Origin of the sequence: Prosthecobacter sp. (assembly GCF_044226605.1) — a bacterium.
Taxonomy (GTDB): Bacteria; Verrucomicrobiota; Verrucomicrobiia; order Verrucomicrobiales; family Verrucomicrobiaceae; genus Prosthecobacter.
Genome location: NZ_JBGAGS010000006.1, coordinates 261168 through 278409 on the forward strand (window position 1 = coordinate 261168; position 17242 = coordinate 278409).

15 protein-coding genes are annotated in these 17242 nt (G+C 60.8%); 4 read left to right on the forward strand and 11 right to left on the reverse strand.

All coding sequences use genetic code 11. The features are described from left to right. The 3 genes from ACILSO_RS10090 to purM form a co-directional block, all read right to left on the reverse strand. Positions 1-1269 carry a hypothetical protein gene (locus ACILSO_RS10090; protein WP_395737268.1) on the reverse strand — a complete coding sequence of 423 codons (1269 nt, stop codon included), beginning with the start codon at positions 1267-1269 and terminating at the stop codon, positions 1-3. Between the two features lie 102 nt (positions 1270-1371). Beyond that, the gene (locus tag ACILSO_RS10095) at positions 1372-2061 is read right to left on the reverse strand and encodes an SGNH/GDSL hydrolase family protein (protein ID WP_395737269.1); all 690 of its coding nucleotides are present in this window, start codon (positions 2059-2061) and stop codon (positions 1372-1374) included. A gap of 35 nt (positions 2062-2096) precedes the next feature. Then, the gene (gene purM, locus ACILSO_RS10100; protein ID WP_395737270.1) at positions 2097-3101 is read right to left on the reverse strand and encodes a phosphoribosylformylglycinamidine cyclo-ligase; all 1005 of its coding nucleotides are present in this window, start codon (positions 3099-3101) and stop codon (positions 2097-2099) included. A gap of 162 nt (positions 3102-3263) precedes the next feature. On the opposite strand from purM, the gene ACILSO_RS10105 reads away from it, so the two are divergent. Beyond that, a complete protein-coding gene (locus ACILSO_RS10105) occupies positions 3264-4640 on the forward strand; it encodes a DUF1501 domain-containing protein (protein ID WP_395737271.1) in 1377 nt (458 codons plus the stop codon). Position 4641: 1 nt separating this feature from the next. Here the strand turns inward: ACILSO_RS10105 and ACILSO_RS10110 are convergent, their stop codons facing one another. After that, positions 4642-5163, reverse strand: a complete 522-nt coding sequence (locus ACILSO_RS10110) for a 3D domain-containing protein (RefSeq protein ID WP_395737272.1) — start codon at positions 5161-5163, stop codon at positions 4642-4644. A 204-nt stretch (positions 5164-5367) separates the two neighbouring features. Between ACILSO_RS10110 and ACILSO_RS10115 the strand changes: the two genes are divergently transcribed. Next, the gene (locus tag ACILSO_RS10115) at positions 5368-6813 is read left to right on the forward strand and encodes an amidohydrolase family protein (RefSeq protein ID WP_395737273.1); all 1446 of its coding nucleotides are present in this window, start codon (positions 5368-5370) and stop codon (positions 6811-6813) included. Further along, positions 6810-7514: a DUF1080 domain-containing protein gene (locus tag ACILSO_RS10120; RefSeq protein ID WP_395737274.1), complete on the forward strand. Its 705-nt coding sequence runs from the start codon at positions 6810-6812 to the stop codon at positions 7512-7514. Before ACILSO_RS10115 ends, ACILSO_RS10120 begins: the two co-directional genes overlap by 4 nt. A gap of 107 nt (positions 7515-7621) precedes the next feature. On the opposite strand, the gene ACILSO_RS10125 is transcribed toward ACILSO_RS10120, so the two are convergent. Both ACILSO_RS10125 and ACILSO_RS10130 read right to left on the reverse strand, forming a co-directional pair. Next, on the reverse strand, positions 7622-8968 hold the full coding sequence (locus ACILSO_RS10125) for a hypothetical protein (protein ID WP_395737275.1): 1347 nt from the start codon (positions 8966-8968) through the stop codon (positions 7622-7624). Then, a complete protein-coding gene (locus ACILSO_RS10130; RefSeq protein WP_395737276.1) occupies positions 8965-9903 on the reverse strand; it encodes a hypothetical protein in 939 nt (312 codons plus the stop codon). The genes ACILSO_RS10125 and ACILSO_RS10130 overlap by 4 nt, the downstream gene beginning before the upstream one ends. Before the next feature lie 97 nt (positions 9904-10000). Between ACILSO_RS10130 and ACILSO_RS10135 the strand changes: the two genes are divergently transcribed. Then, positions 10001-10360 carry a hypothetical protein gene (locus tag ACILSO_RS10135; RefSeq protein WP_395737277.1) on the forward strand — a complete coding sequence of 120 codons (360 nt, stop codon included), beginning with the start codon at positions 10001-10003 and terminating at the stop codon, positions 10358-10360. Between the two features lie 12 nt (positions 10361-10372). Here the strand turns inward: ACILSO_RS10135 and ACILSO_RS10140 are convergent, their stop codons facing one another. Genes ACILSO_RS10140 through ACILSO_RS10160 form a run of 5 tightly spaced genes read right to left on the reverse strand, consistent with a single transcriptional unit; the run spans position 10373 to position 17183 of the window. Continuing rightward, a complete protein-coding gene (locus ACILSO_RS10140; protein WP_395737278.1) occupies positions 10373-11740 on the reverse strand; it encodes a DUF1501 domain-containing protein in 1368 nt (455 codons plus the stop codon). After that, a complete protein-coding gene (locus ACILSO_RS10145; RefSeq protein WP_395737279.1) occupies positions 11737-13812 on the reverse strand; it encodes a DUF1549 and DUF1553 domain-containing protein in 2076 nt (691 codons plus the stop codon). The genes ACILSO_RS10140 and ACILSO_RS10145 overlap by 4 nt, the downstream gene beginning before the upstream one ends. A gap of 9 nt (positions 13813-13821) precedes the next feature. Further along, the gene (locus ACILSO_RS10150) at positions 13822-15249 is read right to left on the reverse strand and encodes a hypothetical protein (protein ID WP_395737280.1); all 1428 of its coding nucleotides are present in this window, start codon (positions 15247-15249) and stop codon (positions 13822-13824) included. Between the two features lie 32 nt (positions 15250-15281). Next, the gene (locus tag ACILSO_RS10155; protein ID WP_395737281.1) at positions 15282-16268 is read right to left on the reverse strand and encodes a galactose oxidase; all 987 of its coding nucleotides are present in this window, start codon (positions 16266-16268) and stop codon (positions 15282-15284) included. Between the two features lie 3 nt (positions 16269-16271). Continuing rightward, positions 16272-17183, reverse strand: a complete 912-nt coding sequence (locus tag ACILSO_RS10160) for an aminotransferase class IV (protein ID WP_395737282.1) — start codon at positions 17181-17183, stop codon at positions 16272-16274. Positions 17184-17242 lie beyond the last annotated feature (59 nt).

Here is a 17242-nt window from a genome sequence, read left to right on the forward strand (position 1 = left end):
TCAACCGGGGTGCATTTCCACGAGTTTTCTGCCGGAGGAAAGCATGTCCACGAGCCACTGGCGCATGGCCTTGAAGCCGCGGAGGAGCGCTCCGTCCACCACCTGCTGACAGCCAAAATGGCGGGCGATGTGCTCCTCAAGCCTGCGATAGCGTGGGAGGAGAATGAGGGTGCTGCGAAGAGATGCGGGGGCTTCAGCAGGGCGCTGGGAGAGAGAGGGATGAAGGACGCCTTTGCAGATGACGTGATCGGCCTCTGGAAGAACGATGCTGCGCTCCGGAAGGATGAGCCAGGGGCGATAGGTGAGGACGGGGCGGCTTGAGGCATCCTGCTTCAGGCGGACGAGCGTGCGGACGGGGACGCCCTGGGTGCGACGGGCAAGGAAGCCTTTCACGCCGCTGCCGCTTTCCAGGTCGGAGGCGGCAGCGCGTTTGTTGAGGAGGAAATCGCGCCCCATGAGGGTGCCGAAGAGAGTGAGGCGGAAGGACCAGCCGGCGAACAGGAGGCCGATGAAGATAAGGACGAGGGAGATGGCGGCGCCTGCGTATGGGTGGATGATGGTGGCTCCGGCGACGAGGGCCATGAGGCCGAGCTTGATGAGCTTGAGTCCGGCATCGACGATGCCGAAAGGAGAGAGGGCGATCAGCACATTGATGGCGTGAGAACTGAGCCAGACGACGATGAAGGCGATGAGGGCGACCGGAATGGAAATCCAGGGTGTGTGGACGCCGAAGTCGATGATGCCGGCCACGGGCATGACGGCCAGACCTGAGCCCGCCAGTTCAGCAGCAGCCTGCAGCGGCGGATCCTGATTGAAGTGGGCCATGGCGAGGGCGACGAGGGGTACAAAGCCGACGCTGGCAACCAGCGCACTGAGTTTGTTTTCGAAGAGTTCGAGGAAATCGAGGGGCTTCTTGACCAGGGGAGGCGCGGCGGTGCCGAGGAAGTCTTTGAGAAAGCAGAGCGAGAGGAGCGCCAGTCCGGTGCCCCAGACGCCGGGGTGGCAGTACCATGGCAGTCGATGGCGGAGGGACGGCTCGGTTTTGTAATAGGTCCAAGCTCCCATGACGCTGACGCCCATGAGAGGGCTGATGGCGACGCCGGTGATTTCCGAGATGCCTTGGGACAGGCTGACACCGGGCAGGAGCATGGACTCTTTGAGCTTTTCCGCAGGGGTGGGGACAGGAGGCTCAACCGCATGGAGCGTGGAGCTGCCCAACAGCAAGGCGAACAGGGTGACGCACAGGCGGCGCGTGAACGAGGTATTCATGGCGGGGGCGGGTTGGGTGCTTTGCACCATGCACGCGAATGCCAGCGAGGCAGCCACAATCCGAGGCGGGATTTGTAACCGCCCCGGCCTGTCAGCTCAACCTTACTTGCCGAGAGCTTTGGTGATCTCCGCGGCGACCTGCTGGGCGAGGTATTCGCTGCCTTCGGAGGTGTAATGCACATCCTTGGGGTTTTGCAGGGTGGCGAGCTTGGGGGTGATGTGGGCGTTCAGGTCGTCGATGGCGACGCCGTTTTCGGCCATCACTTTGGCGGCGATTTCGTTGTATTCCTTCACCTGGCCAAATTTGCGTGGCGGATTGAGGTCGCCATCGGGGATGGGGGTGGTGGTGGCCCAGATGAGTTTGGCGCCGGTCTTTTTCAGGGTGGCGACGAGGCTGCGGAGATTGGCCTCGTAATCGGCGGGCTCGACCTGGCGTTTGCCGTCGGGCATGTATTTGAGGTCGTGGATGCCCCAGTTGAAGTGGATGACGTCCCACTTGCTGCTGCCGAGCCATTTGGCGATGTTTGCCACGCCGTTCTTGGTGGGGCCGCCGTTGGTGGGGATGCGATGGACGTTGGCCTTGCCCTCCAAGAGCTTCCGCACGGGGAGGGTGTAGCCGATGGAGATGGAGTCGCCGATGAGCAGGACGCGCGGCAGGCCGGCGACGTCCTTGATCGGGTCCATCGCCGGGTTGGGAGGACGCTTGGCCTTGGCTTTGGCGGGCTCCTGGGCGGAGGCGCTGGACAGACCTAAAACAAGAAGGAGGGAAAGGGCAGTGGAGAGGCGGTTCATGGAACTGCCTTCACTGCCCTAAAGCGCTCAATCTTTCAGACGATCTCGACGCGGACTTCGGCGCTGTTGTCCATTTCGCCAATGATTTTGGCGTTCTTGCCGCAGGTGAGGGCTTTGTCGGCGTCTGCCGCGGAGACGATGGCGACCCAGCCGAGGCCCATGTTAAAGGTGTCGATGGCGTCTTTCTGGTCGGCGTGGCGGAGGACCTTCTGCACGACGTCGTTCTGCCAGAAGGGGATGCGGAGATTGGCGCCGAGACCGCGCTTGAGGAACATGCGGCCGAGGTTTTCCGGGAGACCCCCACCGGTGATGTGGGCCATGGCCTTCGGGCGGATGCCAGCGGCCTTGAGGGCGGCGGGCTGCTCATGATAGAGGAGGGTGGGCAGGAGCAGCGTGCGCATTTCGTCCTCGCTGAACTGGAGATTTTCCTTCTCGATAATGCGGCGGACGAGGCTGAAGCCATTGGCATGGAAGCCAGCGCTGGGCCAGCCGATAAGCACGTCGCCGGCAGCGATGGTGCCGGGATCGAGGAGGTCTTCTTTTTCGCAGGCACCGATGGCGAAGCCGCTGAGCTCGACCATGCCTTCGGGCACCATACCGGGCATTTCGGCCGTCTCACCGCCGGCGAGAATGCAATTGCAGGCCTCCAGGTATTCGGTCATGCCGGCGATGATGCGGGTGATCTGCGTCTTCTGGATCTTGGGGATGCCGACGTAGTCGAGGAACATGATGGGATCCGCCCCCGTGGTGAGGACGTCGTTCACATTCATGGCGACGAGGTCCTTGCCGGCGGCTTCAAGCTGGTCGTGCTTGAGCAGGAGCTCGATCTTGGTGCCGACGCCGTCGCAGCCCGTGAGAATGATGGGGTGCTTGTAGCCGCTGAGGTCGTAGGCGGCGGCGAAAAGGCCAAAGGGATTGGCGAGCTTCCGCTTCTGCTGGGTGCGCTTCACCAGCACGCCGATGTCATCGACCAGCGATGCTGCTTCGTGGATGTCGACGCCGGCTTGTTTGTAGGTGTGTGCGGAGGGGCTGCTGCTCATGGGAAAAGGGTGGTCTGCTGCCTAGCCCGAAAGCGGGTGGGGCTCAAACGGAAACTTGGCGGGCGAAAGCCCCCTCCCCTCCGCCGGTCCAGGGATTTGTCCGGTCAAAGCAAGGCCGGCCATCCCGTGACGTAGGTTCTCTGGCCGTCCGGCCTCGCGTACATGAAAACTCCAGTCTCCCACCCGACAAGCATTCCACTGGCTTTCAGTCCATCAGGCGGCGATCTGCTGCGCATCGGGTCGACCCGACGGGGATTTTTGCAGACGGGACTCGCGGGGCTGGCGGGTATTTCGGTGCCCTCCCTCTTTCAGCAGAAGGCGCTGGCCACAGCGGCCGGACAGGCGGCGCGAAAGACGAATGTCGTGCTTTTCTGGCTCTCCGGAGGACCGAGCCACATCGACATGTGGGATCCGAAGCCGGAGGCTCCCAGCGAGATTCGCGGGCCGTTTGGGCACATTCCGACCAAGTTACCGGGCGTCCATGTGTGCGAACACCTGCCGCTGACGGCAAAGATCATGGACCGGCTGACGCTGGTGCGCTCGGTGGATTGCAGCGCGAGCGATCACACACCCATCACGATGCAGGCGTGCAATCCCCTGGCGCGGCGCACGAATGATGGGCGGGATGGCGGGGGGTATCCGTCCATGGGCTCGATTGCCGCGAAGTTTCGCGGGGCGAATGCGCCAGGCATACCGGGGTATGTGGCGCTGGCTGATTCACTGCCTGCGGACATCTGGGGTGCGGGCCACATGGGGAATGATTTCAATCCGGTCAGTGGCAAGGATTTGTCTGGACGGCTCAAGCTCGTGGAAGGACTCAGCATCGAGCGGCTGGGGTCCCGCCGGGATCTCGCCGAGCAGATGGACCAGTGGAAGCGAGGCATCGGCGCGAATGAGTCCATCGCATCGGCGGACCATTTTACACAGCAAGCTTATGAGGTGCTCATGGAAGGCAGCGCCCAGCGGGCGCTGAATCTGGAAGAAGAACCTGCTGCGATGCGGGACCGGTACGGCCGCGACAGCCTGGGAGAGAAGGCCCTGCTCGCCCGCAGGCTCATCGAGGCGGGATCAACCTTTGTCACCGTCAGCGGTGCCTGGGGCTACTTTGACCATCATGGCGATGAGGTGAAATGGGGCGGGATCAAAAAAGGACTCACTCCGCTGCTGCCGAGTGTGGACCGAACGTTGCACGCCATCGTCACCGATCTCGAAGACCGTGGACTGCTGGACAGCACCTTGATTCTCATGATGGGAGAATTTGGACGCAGCCCGGTGATCAACAAGAATGCGGGGCGCGATCACTGGCCGCGAGTGATGTCCATGGTCATGGCAGGCGGCGGGCTGCGCCACGGCCAGGTCATTGGCAGCACCGACAAGCACGGCGGGGAGATCGAAACCCGGCGGGTCGCGCCGGGCGATCTTGCCGCGACGGTGTTTCATCACCTCGGCATCGGACAAAACACGAACTGGATTGATCCGCAGGGACGTCCGCGCCCCATCGTGCCGGAAGGCGGCAAGGTGATGGCAGAACTGATTTAAATCAGGAGTCCGGAAGACGGTTTGTCACAATGGCACTGACCATCTGGTGGATGTGGGGTTTGATGCCCTCACGCGGCTTCATGATGGCGAGACTTTGGTCAAAGGAGCCCCACTTGAGCACCTTGATGTTCACATTGCGCGCGCCCCATTCATTCATGGATGCCTTGGACGGGCGGTAGAGATCGATGGTCTTGGTGCCGACGAGAGCAGAGCCGTAGTCGTCCACCTGATAGACATAGGGTTCTCCCTCGATTTTGAACTGAGTGCCGACAGGGTAGACGGACCAGTCGGTGGCGGCGCTGCGCACAGCGCCAAACTTGAGTGTGTTGCCGACGGCGCTCTTGGCACCGTAAACGATGTGGTCGCTTTCGCTTTGAGTATAAGCGGTGGTCTTCACATTGCTCAGAGTGCTGCCGGAGCGCACACTCACCAGCTTTCGAGGCGCGACTTGGGAAACACTTTGGCAGGAGGAGCAACAACCCGCGCAAAGCGCGGCCAGCAGGAACAAGCGGAGGTTAGTCATTTTGGGGTGGGCGGCGATGCATTGCACGCCCGGGGGTGAAGACTGAGACAGGCATCAGGGTGCAGCGTTCGAACTTTTTAAGACACCAAACTTCGCCCGCACTGGCCCGCTTGGAGCGTCCATGCCACCCATAGACATCATAAATCCCTCTGGGGAGACTTTGCCCGTGACGAAGAAAACAATGAGGCATGCCGTTTGAGCTTCATGCGGTTCTCTTTACTCCTTTTGTTGTTCATTCATGCTGGCCATTGTCTGGCGGAAGAATACGACTTCGTGCTGAACAACGGGCGTTTGATGGACCCGGCGACAAGCATGGACGCGGTCCGTCATATTGGCGTTCGTGGGGGCAAGATCGCCGCGATCTCTGAAACACCGCTGACCGGAAGAGAAACTCTGAACGTGAAGGGCTGTGTCGTCGCGCCTGGATTCATCGACATTCATGCGCACGGGCAGACGACGAGTGACATGCAGATCAAAGCCTGTGACGGTGTCACCACGGTGCTCGACCTGGAAGCAGGGGTTTATCCGGTGGATGCGTGGTACCGCTCCATGGAAGGCACGGCGCCGCTGAACTACGGGGCCACCGTGGGCCACATTGCCGCACGCTTTGCTGCATTTCATCCTGGGATGGAGATCGGGCACTGGGCGGTGAACCGTGCGCGGGTGGCGGGGCTCGGAGCGACTCCTGATGGAGCGAACAAGGCGGCGACGGACAAGGAGCTGATTCTCATGGAGGAGGCGATAAACCGTGGGCTCGATGAAGGCGCGCTGGGCATTGGCTTTGGCATCAACTACACGCCTGCCGCGGCGCCGAGCGAAATCGAGGCCATGTTTCGCATCGCAGCAAAGCGCAAGGTGCCGGCGTTTGTGCACACGCGCGCCTTTGGGATCGCGGCAATCCAGGAGGCGATCGCCGCTGCAAAAACGACGGGCGCGGCGCTGCACATCGTGCATGTGGGCAGCAGCGCCATCGGCGACATGAGGGAAGTATTAAAGCTCATCGATGCGAGCAAGGCCGCAGGCATGGACATCAGCACCGAAGTGTATCCCTACACCGCCGCATCCACCGTGCTGGAGTCTGCGATGTTCAATCCCGGATGGCAGAGCAATCTCAAGATCGACTACGGCGATCTCGCCTGGGCCGCGACAGGAGAAAGGCTCACGCAGGAGAGTTTCGAGCGCTACCGCAAGCAGGGCGGCTGGGTGATCATCTACATGATGAAGGATGAAAATGTGGAGATGGCGATCGCACATCCCGGCGTGATGATCGCAAGCGACGGCGTGCCCTTCATTGACGGCAAGGGCCATCCCCGCGGCGCGGGAACGTTCGCCCGGGTGCTGGGGCACTACTCGCGCGAGAAAAAGCTGCTGCCGCTGATGGAAGCCCTGGCCAAAATGACGATCCTGCCCGCGCAGCGACTGGAGGGATACGTTCCGATGATGAAAGGCAAAGGCCGCATCGCCCTCGGAGCGGATGCGGACATTACGGTTTTCGATCCGGCGACAGTGATCGATCGTGCAACCTTTGAGGAGCCAACGACTCCTTCCTTCGGCATTCCTTATGTCCTCGTGAACGGCGTGCCCGTCGTGCGAGAAGGCAAACTTGTGAAAGAAGCACGTCCTGGACACGCTGTAAGAACCACTCCATGAAACACATCCTTCTAAGCTTTCTTTTTGGCACAGCCCTGCTTGCTGACGAAGTGCCGCAGTGGCGTGATCTCTTCAATGGCAAAGATCTGACGGGATGGGTGGATGTGAACACGAGCCCGGAGACGTGGAGCGTGAAAGACGGCCTGCTGGTGTGCAAAGGAAAACCGATCGGCGTGATGCGGAGCGAGAAGCAGTACGAGAACTTTGTGCTGCACATTGAGTGGATGCACATGGAGGCAGGCGGGAACTCGGGTGTGTTTGTGTGGAGCGAAGGAACGGCAGCGCCGGGCAAGGAACTGCCCAAAGGCATGGAGGTGCAGATGCTGGAACTGGAGTGGCCGAAGCTGCATCCGGGAAAGGACGGCCAGCCGAACCATCCTGGCTATGTTTCAGGAGAACTGTTTGGCGCGAACGGGCTGGAAGGTGTGCCGGACAATCCGCGCGGCAGACGCAGCATGTCCTGGGAGATGAGGTGCAAAGGCAAGGGCGAATGGAATACGTACGATGTGGTGTGCGTGGACGGGACCGTGAAGCTCTCGATCAACGGGAAGTTTGTGAACGGGATCAGCCAGTCCACGGTGCGCAAGGGGTATCTCTGCCTGGAGTCGGAGGGGGCGGAGATTCACTTTAGAAACATCCGCATTCTGGAACTTCCGGGCGGACGGGTGACGCCGGAGCAGACGGCGCCGGAAGTAAAGTAGCCATCTCGCTCCGTTGAGATGAGCTGAGCGCTGACGATGGCTGATGCGACTTTCGCATGTGCCTTTTGTTTGCGGGAACGTTGTGCTCATCTAGCGGAGCGAGATGGCTACTGTACCTGCTTCATCAGTTCTTCGACCTTCGCCGTGATGCGCTCTTCCACAGTCTCCGTGTAAGGCGCACGGTGGCCGTATTCGAACATGCCGGTGATGCCTTCGTAGCCGCCTTCTTTGAGGACACGGAGGCTGGGGATGTAGCTGGTAAGGTCATTGTTGTAACCGCAGACCCAGGTGCTGTTCCAGCCGTAGGCGGCTTTGAACTTGAGGGAGTAATCGACGACGGTTTCTCCGGTGAGGGCGATGAACTGAAAGCCGGATCCAAAGCGCCAGACTTGGATGGGATACTTCACACCATCCGGCGGTGAACCAAGCGTCTCGTACTGGCGGATGAAGTGCTCGAATTCGCGCTTGGGCATGCCGGTAAGATTGGGAAGGCGTTGCTTGAGTTCTTCGAGAGGAATGCCGGGCTGGAGCAGGAGTTTTGTCTCTCCCATGGCGGCGTGGATGGGGCCATTGAGAGGAGTCATTTTGCCGGCGACGACCTGGCGAACGCCTTCGGCGAGAATGTTCCCATACATGCACGCGAGGTCGGTGGCTTCGGCGTCCTTGTCTTTTCCGCGGATGCGAGGAAGAGGATTGGCGTCTCCGCCGCAGTTTTGCACAAACATGGCGATGGAGCCGGGGAATGATTTTTCCAGTTCGAGCTGCGCGAAGCCGGCATAGTCGCCATTGATGCTGAGGCCGCCAAGGGCAGTGGTGTGGCAGGAATAACCGAAGACGATGGCCTTGAGATCACTGCCGGATTTGACGGTGATGACAGGCACGTCCTGATCCACCTGTCCGCCGAGGGCGCGGCTCTCCGGGCCGCGGGAGCGACGACGGTTCACGGCGACACCAGCGAGGCCCTGCTCGAATGCGAGATCTGCGGGAGCGAGATTGGCGATGGCAGCACCGATGACTTCTTGATACTTTGCATAGACGCTTGCGGTGTAGCGGTCCTTCACGGCAGCTTCTTCCGGGGTGAACTCGTAGTAGAGCCAAAGCACGTCTTCTGTGACGGGACAGGAATGATTGTGCGAGGTGTTGAGGATCAGGCGCTCGCGAGGGATGCCGTGTTTTCCCAAAGCGGCCTTGGCAATGACCGTGATCATTTTGTCGCTCAATCCGACGAGATCTGCGGTGACGAGGATGGAGGTCGCGCCGGAGTCATCCTTGAGCGCGAGGGCTTTGAGCCAGATGGGATGCTCGACACGCTGGGACATGCGGGTCTTGCCGCCGTAGCCGGCGAGGGGAACGGGCTCGGTGGGAGTGATGTCTGCTTTGGCGACGCCCGCCTGCCACGCGGCAGAGACGAGCGTGGAATGCAATACAAGCAGGAGGATGAGGACGCGTGTCATGGCGGCATGTTTTTGAAGGCTTCGTACATGAAGAAGGCCAGACCCGCATAGCCGGGATGAGGCCGGTAGGTTTCATCAACCAATTTGAGAGCGGCCATCATCTGCGTTTCGGTCTGACCATAAAAGCCTTCCATCTTGGGACCGATGTTTGCCATCTTGGCACCGACGAAAACCTTGGCCTTGGTGGTGTCTGCATAGGCGATGGTTTTGGAAACCAGCGGGATGATGCCGTTTTTCCCATCGGCGTTGTCCCGGTAACTCATGATGGCAACGTGATCGACGCAGTCGAGCAGGTGCTTGGCGGCATCCTTGGTGGTGCCTTCATAAATGACCGGATAGGCCGCCTTTCCCTCGGGTGTGGTTTTGTCCAGCCAGAAGACGATGTCCACGCCATAGACGAGCGAAGGATCTGCCGCGCGAGTGCGTGCGACGGCTTTGTGGTTCACCTCAACAAACTGGCTCAGCAGATCGCACTTCTGAGGGATGTCCGCTTTCTTCCACTGCGGGAGGCCATGGGGTTCGATGTCGAGATGAACGCCGTCGAAGTGAGCGTCTGCCGGGCTCTCGCGATTGAAGGCAAGGATACCGTCCACACTGGCGAACACGATGGCGTGCTTGGGCCTCAAGGCGTGGGAGGGATCGCCAAAGAGCGCATGGATGCGGAGGGAGCGAGCGTGGGCACGCTGGATGAAGGCGCGGGTAAGAGCTCCATTTTTCAATTCACGGCCGCCGGTATCAAGCTTGGCAAAATGCACCTGCCAGAAGAGATCGGTGATGTGCCTCTTTTCACAGAAGTCGAACAAGTGGTCGCAGGCCTCCGCGGAAGCAGCGATGTCGTCCGTCTTGTAAATCCACATGCCACGCATCTCCGCTGCCGACAGCACTGGGGCCGCCAGCATGAGAAACAGCAGCAGATGGGCAAAGGTGTGTTTCATGCAGATGAGGGTATCCCATACGCCCTCGGTCAGCAGACTTGTCAGGGCAAGTTTGCTCTTGCGGCCTCTCGTACCTGAAATCAGCATAAGAGTATCTATGGACAGGCCATTTCTATTCCTGACGACTCTGGCTGTTTTGATTTTGTTTGGCGGCCAGTCCATCGCCAAGAATCAAAAGCCGAGCGAGGAAATGATCCGGATTTTGATTCATCACAAAACAGGCTCTATCTTGTCCCCACAAGGTCTTGCTGAAGACGGGACAATGAACGTTCCCTCCCCAACGGAGTTGCCAGAATATGAAGTTTACCGGGTGCCCAATCCTGGTGAAGGAGCGTTTTCAGTCTATCTTCACATCAAATCGGAAAAATACTGGATCAGAGCGGTCGGAGGAGCTGCCGGAAGCGACACTTTTTACGGCCCCGGTTTGATCAAGGATCTGCCGAAGCCAAAGAGTTAAGACGGCTAGATCTCAGGCGAGGATCTCTTTCACCACCCTGCCCTTCACATCGGTGAGACGGAAATCACGGCCGCCATGGCGATAGGTGAGGCGTTCGTGATCGAGTCCGAGGAGGTGCAGCATGGTGGCGTGGAGATCGTGGATGTGGACCCTGCCATCGACGGCGGCGTAGCCGAGTTCGTCGGTGGCGCCATGAATGTGGCCGGCTTTCACACCGCCTCCGGCCATCCACATGGAGTAGCCTTTGTTGTTGTGGCCACGACCATCGAGCGAGGCGTCGTCAGGGGAGCGACCGAATTCTCCGCCCCAGAGCACGAGGGTGTCTGAGAGCAAGCCGCGCTGGTCGAGATCCTGAAGCAGGCCGGCGATTGGTTTGTCGATCTGGGCGCAATTGCGCGTCATGCCGCTGAAGAGGGAGCCATGCAGATCCCACTCGGTGTGAGTGATCTCGATGAAGCGAACACCAGCCTCGGCGAAGCGCCGGGCCAGAAGGCACTGCTTGCCAAAGGATTCGGTGGCAGGTTTGTCCGCGCCATAGAGCTGCAGCGTGGCCTTGGTCTCGCTGCTGAGATCCATGACGCGCGGCAGCTCGCCCTGCATGCGAAAGGCGAGCTCGTAGGATTCGATGAGGCCTTCGACACGCGGATCGGCGGTTTTGGTAAAGAGGTCACGATTCATCGCCTGGAGGAGGTCCAGCTGTCCGCGCTGGGCTGCGCTGGTGAGGCGGGGATTGCTAATGTCTCCGAGTGTGAGCGGCGCGCCGGGCTGGCTGATGTTTCCCAGCATGGTGGCGGAGCATGCGGCGGGCAGAAAGGCGCTGGAGTAGTAGCGGATGCCGCCGAGAGCGGTGAGCGGATTGATGGAAATGAAGCCGGGCAGACTGGCATTTTCAGTGCCCAGGCCATGCACGGCCCAGGCGCCCATGGATGGCCGCACAAACTGAAAGCTGCCGGTGTGAAGCTGCTCCAGTGCCTGAGGGTGATTTTCATTGTCCGTGGCCATGCCGCGCAGCACGCAGAGCTTGTCCGCGTGCCGGGCGATTTCCGGCATGAGTTCCACCACATCGATGCCGCTCTGGCCGTGCTTCGAAAATTTCCAGCGTGAGCCGAGGAGCTTTGTTTTTGCGACCCGGCCGGCCTGGCCATGCCTAGCGGTGAGCTCGGGCTTGGGGTCGAAAGTTTCCATCTGCGAGGGACCGCCGCGCATGCAGAGGAAGATGACGCGCTTTGCCGTGGGTGGAAAGTGCGTGGACTTCACCGCGAGAGGCCCTGCGGCTTCTCGCGCAGCACTTTCCGCCGCCATGCTGGAGAAGGCCAGCCAGCCGAAGCCTGCAGAGCTGCGGCGGAGGAAATCGCGACGGGAAAGGAGAGGCGAATTCATGGGGTGATGCGGAACTCCGCCGAGGCGATGACCGTCTGGCAGAGCGTGGTCCAGGTGTCTTCGTCGCCATTCGAGACAAAATGGAGCATGCGCCGCTTTTCTTCGGGTGAAGGCTGGCGCGCAAAGGCCAGCTCGTAGAGCCGCATGATACGCGCAGGATCGTCTTTGGCAGCGGTGAGGAGGCGCTGGGCCACATGACGCGCCTGCCCGATCACCCAGGGATTGTTCATGAGATACAAAGACTGGGCTGGCAGGATGCTTTCATCCCGCTGGGCCACGGGGCGCTCGGGCGCGGCGAAATTAAACAAGGCAAAGGCCTCCGGCAGACTGCCGCGCACCACCGGCAGATAGACGCTCCGATGCGTGCCCACCATGGCAGCAGGAGTGACGAATGGCTTGAAGGAGGAAAGTTCGGCATTCTTTTGCGGATGAAACTGATCCAAGAACTGCTGCTGCGGGGGATAAGGATCAAGCTGGCCGCTCAGAGCGAGGATGGAGTCGCGCAGAACCTCTGCTTCAACGAGGCGCGGACTCATGCGCCAGAGGAAGATATTGTCGGGGTCGCGGGCGAGTCCTTCTGATGAAGCGGCGCTGCTCATGCGATAGGCTTTGGACAGCACGATCTCCCTGATAAGCGATTTCACCGACCAGCCGCGGTCCATGAACCTAACGGCGAGGTAATCGAGCAACTCGGGGTGGGAGGGCGGCGCGCCATTCACGCCGAAGTCATCCACCGTGGTGACCAGGGCACGCCCAAAGAGCTTCTGCCAGACGCGGTTTACGAACACACGAGCGGTGAGAGGATTGCCGCGATGAGTGAGCCACTGCGCCAGCTCCATGCGGCCGCTTTGCCGACCAGCAGGGACCTGCGCATCTTTGAGTGCAATGACCTGGAGAAAGCCGCGGGGCACAGAAGGGCCGAGGTTTGTGGTTTCACCACGCACATGTATGCGGCAGTTCTCGATTTTCTCGCGATCGCGGGCACCCATGGCCCAGGCGGGCTGCGGCGGCGCGGCGTCCTGCATGACTTCGACGGACTTTTCCAGCGCCGACACCTTGACGTTCCACTCTGCCACCCTGGCTTCCATCCCGGCGATTTCGGCGGCAAGCTGCTCGCGCTCCGCTCCACGCAGCGCCTCCAGGCGGCGCTTCATTTCCGGGATGCGCTTGGAGATGCCGTAGCGCGAGGAGCGGGCTTCATGCATGGCCAGAGTCCCGGCATCGAGCCGCCGAAAATACTCCAGCGCGGCGGGCGCGAGAGCTTGTGCAGCCTCTCCCAGCGCATGCCATTCCGTGTGATGGAAAGCGGTGGCCTTGATGCCCCGCGGTCCATAGCCGTAGAGCGGCTGGGTGCTGCGCAGGATGCCAGCCAGCGCGTAATAGTCTGCGGTGGGAATGGGATCGAATTTGTGATCATGGCAGCGGGCGCAGGCGACCGACAGGCCCAGCATGCTGCGGCTGATTGCCTCGATCTGCTCGTCGATGACATCCATGCGGAAAATCTCCGGCTTGGACTCCTCATAGGACTTTGCACCCAAAGCGAGAAAACCGGTGGCGGTAAGCCGTTCATCCCGCTGCGCCTGATTCTTGGCAGGCATCAAATCTCCGGCGATCTGCTCGCGAAGAAACACATCGTAGGGTTTGTCGGAGTTGAAGGCGGCGATGACGTAATCGCGGTAACGCCAGGCATGGTAGAAGATGACATTTCGATCGCGGCCGTTGCTGTCGGCATAACGGGCGGCATCCAGCCAGTGGCGGCCCCAGCGCTCGCCGAAGTGGGGGCTGGCGAGCAGTTCATCCACCAGCGCGGGAAAGTCGGTGAGATCGGTGCGATCGGGCGGCAGGCCGGTCAGGTCCAGGTAGAGACGCCGGATGAGACTCTGCGGGTCGGCCTCTCCGTTCGGAGAGAGGTTCTGCACGGAGCGCCTGGCGGCCACAAGGGCATCGATGCTTGTCTCCGCGGAGGCCTGAGGCGGGATCAAGGACCACCACTTTTTCCCTTCCTCAATGCTCATGCCAGCACCGTGGGCGAAGCCCGCAGCGAGCAGACAGAACAAAGCGGACAAGCGCATGGCGGCTCCTTATTTTTTGAGCTCCGCCGCCATCTCCAGCAAGGCGTCCATCATTTTCACGGAGGCCTGTGGCTCGAGATTGTTGGTCCCGGGCCAGGTTTCGTAGCCGCCGAGTTCAAAGTGGCGCGGGGTGGGCATGTAGCCGTAGTAGCCATTCGCGAGCTCGACCATGAACGATTTGGCAAAGGGGCTGCGCTTGCGGAATTCGACACCGGTTTCGGCAAAGGTTTCCGTGGGCGTGGTACCGATGCAAATATCGCCAATACGGAGGATCTGCACGGCGGCTTTAGTTTCCGGGCTGGCCTGAGCGAGGCGCTGCACGCGGCCAGCGTAGGCGAGAGGGAGATCCGCCTTGCCCTGGATGCGCGGGGTTTTGGCCTCGACATCTTTGGCCCAGGCGATGAGCTCGGGTTCGATCTTGCGCCAGGAGACGGGGAGCTCGCGATAACGGGCTGCGAGTGGGGCGCTGCTCTGCCAGGTGACTTTTTGAAGAGCTTCATTCACCTTGGCGGCAACGTCTTCGGCCACGTAACGCATCTGCTCATAGGGCTTTTTGCGCGGCTGGGGCTTGCGGAAATTGATGTTGTTGGCATCGCCGCTGGTGCCGTTGGCCATGAGTGCGACGAAGGGGGGATCATCGCTGCCGCCGGCTTGAAGGCGCTTGAGCGCCTCGCAGTACATGCCGTAGTAGTCGGCGGAGATGTCGGAGCCATTGACTCCGCCGACGTAATGAAGGGAGTAGGCGGAGTAGACAGAGATCATGCGGCCTGCAGGCTCCCGAAGGGCGATGAAGGACACAACAGGGTCCGGCTCTCCGGCAGGCTCGATGAGAGCGGGATTGCCCGCGCCGGGGTTCATTTTGACCTTGTCGATCTTGCCGAAAGGATTGGGCGGCATCTTGTCGGGTTGAAGGAACCAGCGGCGTATGTTCACGTGCTCCGGGATGCTGACCGCGCCGAATGAGATCTCCGCGGGACGCAGCAAGGTGAGTGCGCGGCGAACGCCGTCTGCGATGCGACGAGCGACGAACTTTTGATAATCTGTCAGTTCCAGGTCTGAGGTGAAGAAGCGCACGGGGCCGCCGATGGCGTTGGCAGCCGAGTGGGTGTGAGTGCCGGAGATGAGAACATTGGCCGCAGGGATGCCCGTTTCTTTTTCGACCAGCTCACGGGCCGCCACGCAAAGGCTGCGGTGCATGCCAAGGAGATCGCACACCACAAGGGCGAGCTTGGTTTTGCCGTCATCAAGCACCAGGCAGCGGGCGTGAAGCTCGTCATGAATGTGAGTGCACGGAAACGGCAGGAAGCCGCCGACCACCTCGCTGCCGAGCTCCGGAGTGATGTTGCTGGTGGCCGCTCCGGCCATAAGCGGGGCCGGGGGAGTGTCTGCGGCGTGAAGCGAGACTGCGGCGAGAAAGGCGAGAAAGAGTGAGCGCATGGAACCAATACAGAGAAAGTGCGGCGATTTTGTCACGGCTTCCAATCGGAAGGAATACTGAGCGACCAGACCTCGCTGGAAAGCGGGCGGGCGTGGCCGCCGAGGATCCAGAGCTTGTCCTGAAAGACGAGCGCGGAGTGTTCGTGACGCGACTTCCAGCAGGTCTTGGTTTCCAGGCGCTGCCAGTTTTTGCCATCGGCGCTGTGCCAGACGTCGCCGTGATTGTCTTTTTCTTTGGACCAGCCGCCGAGGATCCAGATGCGGCCGCGATAGACTGCGGCGCTGAACCAGAGGCGCGGGGCCCAGGGGGCGGACTCTGTTTCACAGGTCCAGTTCACGCCGTCAGCCGAGGACCAGACGTCGTTTTTTGACTGGTAGTTGGAGACGTAGTTGCCGCCGCCGAGGATATAGATTTTGTCATTCAACACGACGGCCTGATGGTAGGCGCGGGGAGACCAGGCGGCCTGTGCTGCTTCAAGTTTCCACTCTTTGCCATCGGTGGAGGACCAGACATCGTTTTTGAGGCTAGCGTCGTTGCCAAAGTAGTAGTCTTCAATGCCGCCGAGCAGCCACAAGCGGCCACGATGTTCCACCAACCCTGCCGCGAGGCGTGGGGACCAGTTTGCGCCGGAGGTGACTTGATTCCAGGCAACGCCGTCCGTGGAGGACCAAACTTGATTGCTGGCTGAATGGCCGGGGAGGCGGCCTTTGTACCAGCCGCCCATGATCCACATGCGGTCGCGGAAGGTGAGGCTCATGGCGAGATCGCTGTGCAGCCAGGGGGCATTGGGAGCGATGAGCTTCCAGTCCCGGCCAGTGGGAGAAGCCCAGACATCGCGTGGAGGATCCGCGAAGGACTGAAACCAGCCGCCGGCGATCCAGAGCTGATCTTTAAAGACCCACTCGGCCTGGGAGTCGCGGGGCTGCCAGGGAGCGGTGGATTCAAGAATCCAGTCAGGCTCTGCACCGCAGACATTCAGACTGATGATTCCAGCAAGCAGAGAAAGGAAGTGCTTCATAACTCAGGACATGATCTGGGCTTCGATGTCGAGGCCAACGCGCTGGCTCCATGCGGCGATCATCTTTTTGAACCATGGGCCGGGCTTGCCATCGGCGATGGGCGTGCCGTTGATCTTGGTGCAAGGGGCCATGCAGTAGGGGGTGGTGGCGAGCCAGGCTTCATCGGCGGTGACGACGTCGTAGGTCTGAAAATCCTTTTCGACGAATTCCATGCCGACCTGGGGCGCGAGTTCCTTCAGCGTTTGCAGGCTGATGCCCCAGAGGATGTTTCGGGCGGTGGGTGAAATGATGGTGAACCCCTTCACGATGACGAAGTTTGAGCCGGCACATTCGGTCACGTTGCCATCGAAATCGAGCAGCAGCGTGACCGCGCGGGGATCGACGGCCTGTGACTGCTTGTCCGCCAGCCACCAGTGCAGACGGCTGCGGTTTTTCATTTTAGGCTCAACGCACTGGGGAGGAATGTGACGGATCGAAGGTGTGACGACATGGGTGCCTTCGGTGAACAGGTGCCGCCACATGCTGAACCGCAGCGGGAAGGAGTGAATGCAGATGGTGGGTGTGAGAGGCCCTGCGGCGCCGGCGCTGCCTGCGTAGAGGGTGTTTTCGCCTGGAGTGATGAAGTGCACGATGCCGAGGTCCTCCTGCGGGCCGATGAGGCGGTTGTTTGCCTCCGCGAGTTCGTTGGTGATGGCGAGCATCTCCTCCGGCGAATGCGGCACGGTGATGCCCGAGTATTTTAACGAGCGGTACAAGCGTGCGATGTGGTCCGCGGCGCGGTAGGGCTGGTGGCGAAAGGTTCGCGTCATCTCGGTGAGCGTGGCACCGAGGACGATGCCGAGATCGTAGATGTTCAGCTTTGCCTGCGAGGCGGGGACGAAGCCGGAATTGAGATAGACGAGAGGTTCGGTCATGGGATGAGCGCAGACTTCATACGGACCGAATGCGTTGTTTCTCGACCAAAGCTGGAGGA